Genomic DNA, 12,793 nt, shown 5'->3' on the forward strand with positions numbered 1-12,793 from the left:
ACAAAGAAAGGAGAACAATATGCCACCGGCAGCAAGAATAACCGACATGCACACCTGCCCCATGCAGACCCCGGCGTTTCCCTCGCCGATACCTCACGTGGGCGGCCCCGTAACGGGACCGGGTGTGCCCAGCGTACTGATAGGGAACATACCGGCAGCCGTAGTGGGCGATTTATGTGTCTGCGCCGGGCCGCCGGACACGATAGTAAAAGGCTCGTCCACCGTGCTGATTGGCGGCAAGCCCGCCGCACGCATGGGCGACAGCACGGCTCACGGCGGTACGATAGCGGTGGGATGCCCCACGGTAATCATAGGAGGATAGAGAGATATGGACGAACTGAACACCTTGTTGAATGCCGACGCTTTCCTGGGCCGCGGCTGGAGCTTCCCGCCCGTGCTGACGGACAGCGGCATACGGATGTCCGCCTACGAGCAGGATATCGAGGAGAGCCTGTACATCCTCTTCAGCACCTCGCCAGGCGAGCGTGTGAACCGCTACGACTACGGCTGCCCCCTGCGGCGGTACGCCTTCGAGCCGATTACCACGCAGACCACCGTCCGTATGCGAAACGACATCACCCGTGCCATTATCCTCTTCGAGCCGCGCATCACGCTGGAAGACATCTCGTTCGAGGAACAGCCGGAGAAAGGATTGCTGCTGATACAGCTCACCTACACCGTGATTCGTACCAACAACCGCAACAACATGGTATATCCGTTTTATCTGAACGAAGGAACAAATGTAACGGCTACCCATGGCAGAATATATCAAGGACAACAATAATGTCTGCCTGTGTGGGTTGATTTTTTCGATGTGCCGTTAGTGGCACATTGACTGCCTCAAAGCGGCACTTCGGAAAAACAAGTTAAACAGAGATAAACGGTATCAACGCTCCTTGCATGGGTATTGAAAGAACATATTAACAACCTAAAAAGTAAAAGATTATGTTGGAATTTGACGTAAAATCAAGAGTTCAGCTCGGAAGGCGACGTGAAGAACGCCCTCGTCAGCCTCTCCAACGTGGTGTGCGAAGCCCTGCAACTGGGCATGAGCGTAGACCTCGCCGAAATCGGCTCGCTCCGCCTTACCGTCCCCTCGGAGATGATGGACACAGCGGAGGAAGTCACCGTGAAGGATGTGCTGAAGACCCCGAAAATCGTCTTCACGTCGAAGCAGATTTACTTCATAACTACCACGGTGGTGGACTAGGTGGACATCTACACCCATCCGAAGTATAAGTATATCGTCTTGGACTCGCTGGCGTATTGTCAGCAACGGAGAATTTACTATCTGAAATGCAGCCTGTAATCGAATAACAATTGGCTACGCCGACCCTCATTACGACTGAACAGAGATTGTGCAAAGGTTTTGGTTGAATCCATGGTAGTTGCTTTTCAGCGTTTCAAATTAAGTAATAACAATTTCAAATTAAGATAACTATGTACGAAGCCAGACAGCGTAAAGAACCTGTATCGCGAACGCTATCCTATCCTCGAAAAAATGGGGAATAAGCGGATATGTAATCTGATGGTCAATGAGTATCATGATTTACCATCCGTAATCATGCAGTGTTTTTTTGATAGACTGGAAAAAGGAATAATGGAGAAGTAATGCCAATCTTGGCAGGTAAATATATCTTTCATACAGAAGGGTATATCCGCCTGTCCTTTGCAAACGACTGCAAAGACCGGCGGTTACCTTTTTCCGATTTGTCAAGACAAAATGATAAGAGAATAGTAACAGATAAAAACAACATATATGGCAACAGAGACCAGACATAGCGGCACGCTCCGCACCGACCAGGAAGCCAACCTTGCAAGGCCGGGCGACTTTCCCGTAATGGAAAGTGACCGGGACAGGCTGCTGCACCGTCTGGTACGAAGCAGCAAGGGCGCATTGCGTTCCCTTCTGGAGAACCATGTGCTGACCGTGCTTGCAGACATCCAGCACAAACGGTTGAAGGGTTACGGCGATACCTTCGCCGATGCGCAGGGAACGGCGGCACTGGCACGTTATACCCAAAAACTGAGGGAGAACGTGGAGGATTGGAAGACACGGCTGGAAGCCTACCTGCAAGTCTGTTGGCAACGGACAGGTCATGACACCCCTGCCGCCGAAGTCGCCCACGAGCTGTACGAGCGTCTGTCTGAATCCTTGCCTCAAGGTAAAGACACCGACAAGCAAGATTACTACCGGATGCTCCGCACCGTCACCGCCATACAGGAAAATATCGACTGCTACCGGCAGCAAGCCGAGGAGGGCGGAGGTACTGAACCGTCACTTGCCCTACTGTTGGCGTACCTGAAGAACTACGGCAGCATTGCCGACACCTTCAACCGCCGCCTTGCCTTGTTGCCCGAACTTTACTTGCACGACATCCTGCACGCCAGACCGAAAGCAGCCGAGCCGGACAATACCTACGTGGTCATTACCCCAACGGAAACGGTGGGAGGCTTCATCCTGGCGAAAGGTACGGCATTCCCCGCCGGAGAGGAACTGGTGTACAGCACAACGAGAGAAGAATACATCAGCCCCATGCAATGCGCAATGGTGAATGCAGTCTATATCTCCCCCAAAAAACTGTCCGGACTGTACAGGCAGCCTTTACCTTGTCAGAATGCCCCGAACGCCCAACCACTGTTCACCCACGGAAAAGAACTGCATATCGGCTGGCAGATAACCTCTCCCATACTGGTGCTGAATGAAGGAATACGAAAGGTGAACGTCTGTTTCTATCTGACTGCTGACAGTCTCGCGCCGGACATATCGACAGAAAACAGCTTCATCCTTCAACTATCAACTGCGGAAGGCTGGACGCAACAGTCCACTACATGTACCATTGACCGCCACAGCATCCGCTCGATTTCATGATAGAGAGGAAAGATATCATTCCCGCCCCCTGTCTGGAGGAGGTGCATGACAGGGTTACGGAATACCCCGCTCTCCGCATCCTGACAGACAATACAAATAGCCCATACCGTTGGGCAAAGGAAATAACCGTAGATGTGGTGGAGATACAGACGGAGGTAAGCGGCATCCGTAACTTCACCCTCTGCAATGAACTGGGCGAGGCGGACACCACACAACCTTTCCAGCCTTTCGGCATACAGGGGGAACGTGACGCATGGTTCCTCTTCGGTAACGGGGAGATGGGATTGAAGCCCCTGCAAAAAGCCACTCTGAAAGGAAAATGGAAAGGCCTGCCCGAGACCAAGGCCGAGTTCGACAGGCTGTACCGGGGATACGATGCCGATGCGGATGCGTTCACGGTCGCCACCGACTATCGGCAAGACGGTGAATGGAAACAGTGTGGAAAGGGACAAAAACTGTTCAACTTTGATACGGAAACCAACGTGCTCCGGGCAAATATCTTCATTCCTTTCGGGGATGGGATCAATAGTTTCAATACATCCGATTACGACAAGGACGGCTTCTTCCGTGTCACGCTGGAATCTCCTTCCATCGGCTTTGGAACGGAGGCCTACCGCAAGCGGTTTATGGAAGTGATGATACACAACAGCCGCTGCAAGGAAAAACATCGCAGGGAGATGCCGTGGGAACCTTCCGTCCCACTCCTTGCCGATGCGGAATTGTCATATACCGCCACGGCGAAAATATCTCCGGCAGACAGGAACAGTCCGATTATCCGACTGGAACGTATCACCGCATTGCCGGAACAGATACCATGTGCCACAGACAGGAACGGGGCATTCCCCTTCTTGCTTTCCGCCCCGGCAGAATACCTCCTTTACTTTGCTTTTGCCCGTGCGGAAGGTGAAAAAACGATACGAATGTATATAGACATGGCATTGCCGGGAGAACACATCCCCTTCGGCTGTCCGCAACCAGATAAGCGGATACAGGTAAGATGGGAACTATGGAACGGTATTAGCTGGCAGTCCATCCCGTCCGAATCCGTCGAGGCGGAAGAGACCAACGGATTCACCCAAAGCGGCTTTGTGGAAATCACCCTGCCCGGGATAATCGACGGCAGGCATACGGACAGGCAAGGCCGGATGTGGCTCCGCGCCGCATTGACAGGTGACATATCCGCCTGCCTCGCCATTCGGAACGTATGGACAAACTGCATCCGCGTGACAGCGGATAACGGTGACGGCACACCGCTGCCTGCCGGAACGATAGCAGGCACGACCGAAGTCAACGGGCGGCTGGAAAGCGTGACACAACCTTGCCCGGCTTCGGGGGGCGGACCGCCGAGACGGAAACGCAATACGCCGTGCGCCAGCAGACGCGCCTACACAACCGTCACCGGGCCGTGACGATGAGGGATTACGAGGAACTGGTTTTAGAGCATTTCCCGGAAGTGGATAAGGTGCAGTGCCTCTCCATCCCCTGTAAGGATGCCTCTTTGGAGGTGTGCCTCGTAGTATTCAGCCGCGCGGAAGACAGCCGTTATTTTCTTTCCCCGGCATGGAAGCTCGAAGAGATACGGCGGAAAGTGTCCCGCTACAAGCCTTCCTATGTCCCGCTGAAAGTGTTCAACCCCGTATACGAGCAAAAGGAGATTTACTTCAAGGCGGTGCTGCGGGACAAAGTACAGGACGATGGAAGGACATTAAGGCAGCTGGTGGTGCTGGCGCAGGACTACATCGCCCCATGGTACCGGAAGGGAGAAATCCCGGAGACCGGCCGGATCTACTCCTGCAAGGCACTGTACGCACGCATGGCGAACCATGAAAACCTGATGCCTGAAGCAGAGTTAAAGGTGGACGACATCGTGATGACTTTCAACGATATAGAACTTAAAAAAGAGGACAAGACCTTTGGCGTCAGCCATCCGTGGAACGTGCTGCTGCCCAAAGTAAAGATAGAGCTGCTTTCTTCCGGCGACGGCATAGGAAAGGCAGGAATAGAAAAAAATTTCATCATCAGATAGGATTATGGACAATACTGACGGAATAAACAAAGTAAACAGAAGCACACTGAGAGGCTTTTTCAAAAAAGGCTGTATACCTCGTGAGGAAGATTTTGCCGCACTGATAGACTCCGTACCCAACATCGTGGAGGACGGACAAGTCATACGCACCAAAGAGGGTTGGGCATTCTATTCCCAAAACGGGGAAGAGCTGCGAGTCACCCTCCATGAGGCAGAAGGCCAACCTGCCGTGTGGACACTGGCTGTCACCTCCGACAAGGGACTGGCAATGAAGAACAGGAATGGAGATGTCCTGTTGGAAATGACGCAGGACAAAACCATCGTTCTGCATGCCGCCGTACAGAAGGGCGGAGAGGCTCCCGAACCCGCTATGCCGGATTATAGGGAAATCAAGGCGGACAAGCAGTGGGCGGACCTGGCGGAAGTGACGGACGGGAAAGAAGGCAGCCGGGTGTACTCGGTCATCGCGCTGTACCGCGACGCAAACCTCGGCGTATGCAAGCTGACACGCGCCGCCGCTATCTGCCTGAACTCCCTTGAGCAGCGGGTAGAGTCTCCACGGAAGCACTGGTGGGGCTGGTCGGGACACATCCGCCTGCGTTGGCTGTCGGAAAGCGGCAAGGTCCGCCTGCAAATACGCAGTACGCGGAACTCCTACTCGGGGAAGATATACTGCCGGGTGACGGAGACTTTCAAGAAATAAACAGGTATGAACCACAAAGCGTAAACAGGCGATATGGACGAGAAGAAAGAACCTTATATAAAGCAGCTCCGGGAGGGGGAAGCCCTTTATCCGAAGCTTCAGGCGCGGATGCTGGACGAGGTGCAACGGTTATCGGGTAAGGTGTGGACGGACTATAACGTCCATGACCCCGGAGTGACCGTGGGCGACATCGCCAACCATGCCCTGGCCGAATTGGACTACAAGCTGGGATTCGGCCTGTCTGACTACCTGGCGAAGAAAGGTGTGCCGTTCTCCCCGAGACACTCCGGCCTCTTTCCGCCGGAGGAGGTCTATACCACCCAGCCCGTTACGACGGAGGACTACCGCAGGCTCTTCCTGACGCATATTCCCGAGATAGATAATGTGTGGGTGGATTGCAACCCGGCGACCGGCGGTTACACCGTCAAGGTGATGCTCTCCCCGTTCGGCGTGGAGGACGCGAAAGCGGTATGCGACCGGGTGAAGGCCCTGTACCACAGTCACCGCAACCTGTGCGAATACCTGTCGGGCGAAGTGGAGATACTCAAACCCGAAGATTTGGAATTCCAGGCCGAGTTCGAAGTGGATCCGGCAGAGGACGTGTCCGTCGTGCTGGCAAGGATATACCGAACCCTGCTACATTACCTCTCAGGGGCGGCACAGATTTCCGCTCCCAGTGAGGCTGCAAGTTCCAGCTTTCCTCCCGAAGAGTGGCTGGAAGGAATGACGGATTGCGTGCGTGAGACGAGTCCCGAATTGCAGCAGACCGAGCATGAGCTTTACAAGCTGCTTCGTGAAGTGAAAGGGGTACGCTCGTTCATGACGTGCTACCTGATGAGAGAGGGAAAGCCACTGACGGATTTCTCGGAAGGCTTCGGCCTGCAAATACCGGAGAAGGCGAAAGATTTTCATGTCCGTATCCACCAGGGGAAGCTTTCCGGCGTGCAACCGGACATACGGACTTTCCGCACGCGGCTGGAAACCCTGTACCTGACAGGGCGGCATAGGGAAGCCATACAGGAGGAACGGAAAGAATATAACTGGAGAATACCGGAATCCGTCTTCCGCGATATCTTCAGCCATGACACCATCATCGGTGACTTCCCCGCCTGCTACCGTCTGTCAGAAAAAAGAGACCAAGGAGAAAACGCCTTTGAAAGCTATCTGAAACTGTATGACCGAGTGATACAGGAAGGCTTGGCGGAAGTGGAAGGGTTACCCCGCATCCTCTCTCTCGATGCGGAGGATGCCGGCAATCTGAATAACCGGCACATCCGGAAAGTGAAGAAACAATATCTGGACTTCCTTGACAAGCTGTACGGCGTGGAAAGCCATCCCGTCTGGCTGTCGGAACAGAACTGTTACGGCGAGACGGAAGAAGGCACGCTGCGGCGGAGAATGGGTTTTCTGCGACATACCGCCTGCCTGACCGGGAACCGTTCACGTGCCGGGAACATCCTGCGGCCCGGAGGGGAAAGTACCCCGCCGGTGATAAAGGAATGGTTCTGCCGGTTGCTGGGCCTTGAGAGTAGTGACGATTATACCGTCAGTAACGTATTGCCCAAGTACAACCTGCGCATCGTGGACAGGAAGGGCGGGAAGTCATTGACGGAACGGATAGATTCTCTGCTTATCGACGAGCATATGCTGAAGGAGGACAAGGTGAAGAAAGTAGAATATGAGGAGCTTGCAGCGGACGAAGCGAAAAAGCAGAATGAGTATAAAAGAATACGCTCGGAACTGGACTACTTCAACGTGAACCGGATCAGCGGAGACCTGTTCCGTGGCGGGACCGACCTGGAGAGTTACCGGACGGTGCAACTCGGCAAGGAGGAATACCTCCTGCTGTACCGCAATCGGGAACGGGGAGGCTGGAGCAACCTGGGCCGTGCGGACAGCCGGGAACGGCTGAACACGCTGGCCAATATCCTGCGGCGTTTCCTGCGCGAGCTGAACCGGGCATGCGAGACAATCTACATCGTGGAACCGGTGCTGGCGGACACGGACAGACCGTTCCGGCTAACAATCGTGCTTCCGGACTGGACCGCGCGTTTCCATACGATCCATTTCCGGGAACACTGCAAAGAACTGCTTCGCTCCCTTCTGCCGGCACACCTATCCTTCGGAATATACTGGCTTGACGAGCGCAGGATGAAACTGTTTGAGTCCTGCTACCACCAGTGGATGCATTCATTGACCGACCCACGCATGGGCGATTATAAGAAGCGACTGCTGACAGCCATGGACGGAATATTAAACCCGACAGAAAAACAACAACCGGATGATACGGATTGACCACATATCGTTTGAACTCACCGCTCCCGGTGAAGATTTCGCGCGTAGGCTGTATACGGACTGGGACAGCTTCTGCCGCCACTGCTTCGAGCAGGTGGTGGAGGAATGCTGCGCCCCATACGACAGAAAGAAGATGCTGCATGAGATAGAGCGGCTCGACCTCGACTTGGGCAGCATCCCCGAAGAGGACTTCTACAGGGAATTCCCCCAAAGGCTGAAGGAGGAACTGCTGAAAGCCCTGCCCGCATGGGAGACCGGGACGAAGGAGAACCGGGAAAGGAACGATGCCTCCCGCCGGGACAACTTGCTGTTTTTTCTGGAGCAAGGCTATCCGAATCTGGAATGGGCGGACGGAGATTTCAATCCGGCGGAAGAGGTGGAATGGCTGCTTTCACAATCCGCCGCCCTCCATACGTCTTTCGTTATCCGTGCGGCGCAGCTTTGCCTGGAACAGGAATATGCCCTGCGCCGCCTGCTGTGGCAGACGGACAACGTGGAAATTCACCTCCAGGTATATGCCGCCGCACTAACCGAACCCTCCGCCGGATTGCGGGAAAAGCAGCGCTTCCTCTCACTGATGCTGGAGGAGCGGCCCGGCATTCCCGTGCGTTTCGTCCACCGGACCGGAAGCGACGGGGAGCTGCAAGGCATGGCGGCACTGCTTGACAGCCCGACCGTCCGGCAACTGATGCGTACCGAGACAAGGGAACATGCAGAAGTGGACCTTCCTCCCTACTGGCACTACCTGTATGAATGGCTGATCCAATATTATCCTTTCAACGGTCTGGCCGTTTTCGGCGGCAAGGCGGAATTCATCCGGCACCTGCACTACCGCCTGTTGACTTTCATCCGCAAACGAAGTGATTCGCCCCACCTTTCCAAGGCGGAACTGACCTTTGACTTCCTGTTGGAAGTGTTCGAACCTGCCTATTACAAGGAGGTACTGAACGCCATCTACGAACTACAGTCCTGCAATGCGGACGGATCGCCCGCGTATGACGGGTATCTCAACCGGGAGCTGTACCGGATATTCATGCAACTATCCCTGCTGGAATCTCCTGCCGGAACAGTAGGGAAAACAAGCGGGATCGTAGCCACCCAAGAGGAAGCATGCGGACTGGAAGCGGTGCTTGCGATACTTGGAGAAGCTGAAAACAACGTAAGAGCCGGTCAGTCGTTTGCCTTTCATGAATGGAATCATCGGCAGGAAAACCTTTCAAATGTTGTTCAAACGGCATTTGAACAGATTTGGAATACAGCAGAGGGAGTTGCGAACTGGTTGGAAGATACGGCAATACCTACCGGATATAAACGTGAACTGTTGCAAATTGCAGTCACAGGGCATACACAGGAATGGATAGCCTTGCTTCGCAATACGGCACGGACAGAAAAAACGCTCGATACGTTGACCGGATACTTGTCCGTTTTGGTATTGAAGCAAGGCATGGCAAAGGCCAATTTCTACCAGGCATCGGTCCTGTCACGGGTGGTAGAGCGAATGGAACGCAATGCTGATGCGTTTTCGTTCCTTGCAACAAACGGCGCATCCCTTTCTTCGGCCTTGTCGAAAGCCCTGCTGCGCTATATGCAGGATGCGGACACTTTGGAACGGACATTGACGGAAAAGGAAATTATCGAAAAGTTCCTGTCTCTCTTGTACCTCATAGTATACAAAGGAAAAACAGGCCCGAATTACCGTGAAGATGCCGGCTGGAAACAGCTGGCCGGAATGATAATGCCGGAAGCGGAACAGCAGGAAACCGTTGAACCTGCAAAACAAGGAATCGCTGAAAAACTGTTGGACTGGTTGGAAAACGATGGTGGCTCCGAAAGGGATATTCCACTGCCTATGGAAAGCCTGGCGCAGACGGATTTGCCGGAAACATTACGGAAACGGTTGTTGCAACACTTCCTTCGCTTCCGGTCCAAGGAACTGCTGGCTTATATCCGCCGGTCGGTAGCAGAACACTCGTTGCCGCTTGCCCGGTGGACGGAATGGCTGGATGTCGGAGACTGGACAAACCTTGCCGCAAGCCTTTCCCTGTCCGTCTGTGAACTGCTCCGGCAGGTGGTAGATGTGCTGCATTTGGACGAGCGGGTGCAGCGGCAGGTATGGGGCATCTGGCTGACCACCGGAAACAAGGAAAAGGAATGGGCATACAACAACCCGGAAGAAAATATCCGTTCCTTCGTGCAGGCCGTAGCATCCGTACAAGGCGAAGCGGAAGTGGTAGAGGAAATCCAGCATATCAAGGAAGAACTGCATCTCCGGGAAGAAACGATGCCGGACATGGATGACGTACCGGAATTCTTTCCGGTAGGCAATGCCGGACTCTGCCTGATCACCCCCTGGTTTGTCCGTCTGTCCGGCATGCTCGGTTACTTGGACGAAGAAAGGAGAAAACTGAAGGATACGGCATCCAAGGTACGCGCCGTATTCCTACTGCAGTATATCACCTATGGGGAGGAACGGGTATACAGGGAGACGGAACTGTCCTTCAACCGGGTACTGACCGGACTCTCCCGGCACGTTCCGCTACCTAAACAACTGCCGCTTACCGAAGAGGAGAAACAGACCGCTGATTCGATGATGAAGGGGGTGAAAGCCAACTGGCTGCAGTTGAAAGGCACATCGGTCAAGGGATTCCGGCAGAGCTTCATCGCCCGCAGCGGCACACTGGAACAACAGGAGGAACGGTGGCTGCTCACAGTGGAGAAAAAGACACACGACATCCTGCTTGAATCCGTGCCATGGAGCTTCAGGCAGATTCGATTACCGTGGCTGAAGAAGTATATCCAGGTCATATGGAATGAGAAACAGGAATTTATTTAAAACCCTATAAATTAATATCGTATGGAAACTGAAAAAGTATATCAGGAAAAGACGGCACGTACCTTCCTGCAGAAACTGGAAGGGAACGGTACGCTGCAATTCGTGGATAACCGCCCGCAAAACGAAGCTTTGCAACGACTGGGAGAGGACGACGAGGAAGCCTTGCAAGGTAAATTTGAACAACCCATACAGAAAAAGAACGAGACAGGTATGCCTGACAACCTGAAAACCGGCATCGAGGACCTGTCCGGCTTTGCGATGGACGATGTGCGGGTGCATTACAACTCTGACAACCCCGCCACCGTGCAGGCGCTTGCCTATACGCAGGGAACGGATATCCACGTCGCTCCCGGTCAGGAGCAGCACCTTCCGCACGAGGCGTGGCACGTGGCGCAACAGATGGCAGGACGTGTGGAACCGACCACTGAAGTGGGCGGACTTCCCGTGAACGACAATCCGGCACTGGAGCACGAGGCCGACGTGATGGGTGCGAAAGCCAACAGTTACTAACGCAGAAATGACATAGCCTATGATGACAACGCATATCGACTGGTTCGGAAAGGTCCTGACCGTGGCCATCCAGCTTTATTTCCGGCAAGGGTGCGAATATTCCTCGATAGAGGAAGTGACACCTCCTGCCGGCGGCTGGCTGGAGAACGCCACAGAGCGGCAGGACATCACATTTGGCGAACGGGTGGTTATCATGCTGGCTCTGATGCCGCATACCTGTCCGCAGTCGCTCGACATCCTCTTCGTGCAGAATAAGGACTTCGACCGGCAGTACACCGAGTTCGGAGGCTGGAAAGGACTGTCTCACGGCGGTTTCCTGCCCACCGGAGAAACGGCATCCTTTATCCTTGCCGGTGAGGATATGGAGAAGAAAAAAGCCGTTATCCGGATGTTCCAAAGGGACCACTGGTTCCATACCCGGAACATCCTACGGCTGGAAGGGGCAGGTGAAGGCGAGCCGTTTCTGAGCGGGCAACTCCGCCCCTCAGAGGAGTTCTTGAGCCATGTACTGCTTGACAGGGATTACAAGCCGGACTATAACATCGGTTTTCCCGCCAAACTCATCACCACTCCGCTGGAATGGGAAGATATGGTTCTGGATTATAACACATCGGAGGCGCTCGAAGAAATCAATACATGGATCGAACACCAGGACTTCATCATGGAAGGTTGGGGGTTGAAACGTATATTGAAGCCAGGCTACCGTGCCTTGTTCTATGGTCCTCCGGGAACAGGAAAAACCCTTGCGGCCACTTTGCTTGGTAAGAAGAATAATATGGATGTCTACCGGGTCGATTTATCCATGATTGTATCGAAGTATATCGGCGAGACGGAAAAGAATCTTGCCCGCGTGTTCGACCTGGCGGAGAACCGTAACTGGGTCCTGTTCTTCGACGAGGCGGATGCCCTTTTCGGCAAACGAACCTCGACCAACACGTCCAATGACCGCCATGCCAACCAGGAAGTGGCCTACCTGCTCCAGCGTATTGAGGATTTCCCCGGTACAGTCATCCTCGCCACCAACCTCCGTTCGAACATCGATGAGGCCTTCTCCCGTCGTTTCCAGTCCGTCATCTACTTCCCGATGCCCGATGAGGATCTGCGTGCGGAGCTGTGGCAAAAGATGTTGCCAAAAGAATGGCTTGGCAGACAACGGGAAGAGCTGTTGTCGGTCGCTGCGGAAACGGAACTTTCAGGAGGTTCCATCACAAACGTGGTACGCCGCTGTGCCTTGTACCTGATGGCAACCGGAAAAAAAACATTGGACAAACAGATGCTGGAAGATGCGTTACGGAAAGAAGGGCTCACCCGCTAATCATTGGGGATAAATAAATTTATTATTTGACAAAAGAGAGCCTGCCGCAGGGGGGCTTATTGTATAAAACGCATTTTTCAAGTCTAAAAGACATCCAAAACAAAACAAATGTTAATCCACTTTTTGGGCCTCAAAAAGGGACTTTTTCCTCTTTTTTGAGCGTTTTCAACAATTACGACCGTCCTCTTTGCCATTACGACCGTGCTAATGTGTAGTGCACTCGGCACCTCGCGAAGATT

The 12,793-nt window shown here is 53.7% G+C and carries 11 protein-coding genes; all 11 read left to right on the forward strand.

Going from position 1 to position 12,793, the window contains the following annotated elements; all coding sequences use genetic code 11:
* Positions 1-19 precede the first annotated feature (19 nt).
* Positions 20-322 carry a PAAR domain-containing protein gene (locus DW083_RS12310; RefSeq protein WP_122332553.1) on the forward strand — a complete coding sequence of 101 codons (303 nt, stop codon included), beginning with the start codon at positions 20-22 and terminating at the stop codon, positions 320-322.
* A gap of 96 nt (positions 323-418) precedes the next feature.
* A complete protein-coding gene (locus tag DW083_RS12315) occupies positions 419-784 on the forward strand; it encodes a GPW/gp25 family protein (RefSeq protein WP_233552182.1) in 366 nt (121 codons plus the stop codon).
* A 207-nt stretch (positions 785-991) separates the two neighbouring features.
* The gene (locus tag DW083_RS12320; protein WP_147382136.1) at positions 992-1,210 is read left to right on the forward strand and encodes a hypothetical protein; all 219 of its coding nucleotides are present in this window, start codon (positions 992-994) and stop codon (positions 1,208-1,210) included.
* A gap of 549 nt (positions 1,211-1,759) precedes the next feature.
* Positions 1,760-2,872 (forward strand): hypothetical protein, encoded by a 1,113-nt coding sequence (locus DW083_RS22855; RefSeq protein ID WP_233552183.1) that lies wholly within the window; start codon positions 1,760-1,762, stop codon positions 2,870-2,872.
* Positions 2,869-4,281: a hypothetical protein gene (locus DW083_RS22860; protein WP_233552184.1), complete on the forward strand. Its 1,413-nt coding sequence runs from the start codon at positions 2,869-2,871 to the stop codon at positions 4,279-4,281. The genes DW083_RS22855 and DW083_RS22860 overlap by 4 nt, the downstream gene beginning before the upstream one ends.
* A 2-nt stretch (positions 4,282-4,283) precedes the next feature.
* On the forward strand, positions 4,284-4,898 hold the full coding sequence (locus DW083_RS22865; protein ID WP_233552185.1) for a hypothetical protein: 615 nt from the start codon (positions 4,284-4,286) through the stop codon (positions 4,896-4,898).
* Between the two features lie 4 nt (positions 4,899-4,902).
* Positions 4,903-5,601 (forward strand): hypothetical protein, encoded by a 699-nt coding sequence (locus DW083_RS12330; RefSeq protein WP_233552186.1) that lies wholly within the window; start codon positions 4,903-4,905, stop codon positions 5,599-5,601.
* A gap of 33 nt (positions 5,602-5,634) precedes the next feature.
* Positions 5,635-7,896, forward strand: coding sequence for a hypothetical protein (locus tag DW083_RS12335; RefSeq protein WP_122332556.1), 2,262 nt, complete (start codon positions 5,635-5,637; stop codon positions 7,894-7,896).
* Positions 7,883-10,729: a contractile injection system tape measure protein gene (locus tag DW083_RS12340; protein WP_122332557.1), complete on the forward strand. Its 2,847-nt coding sequence runs from the start codon at positions 7,883-7,885 to the stop codon at positions 10,727-10,729. Before DW083_RS12335 ends, DW083_RS12340 begins: the two co-directional genes overlap by 14 nt.
* Positions 10,730-10,750: 21 nt before the next feature.
* The gene (locus tag DW083_RS12345) at positions 10,751-11,239 is read left to right on the forward strand and encodes a DUF4157 domain-containing protein (RefSeq protein ID WP_122332558.1); all 489 of its coding nucleotides are present in this window, start codon (positions 10,751-10,753) and stop codon (positions 11,237-11,239) included.
* A gap of 22 nt (positions 11,240-11,261) precedes the next feature.
* Positions 11,262-12,554: an ATP-binding protein gene (locus DW083_RS12350; protein ID WP_122332562.1), complete on the forward strand. Its 1,293-nt coding sequence runs from the start codon at positions 11,262-11,264 to the stop codon at positions 12,552-12,554.
* Positions 12,555-12,793 lie beyond the last annotated feature (239 nt).

The sequence above is a fragment of the Parabacteroides sp. AF48-14 genome (genome assembly GCF_003477465.1).
Classification (GTDB): Bacteria; Bacteroidota; Bacteroidia; order Bacteroidales; family Tannerellaceae; genus Parabacteroides; species Parabacteroides acidifaciens.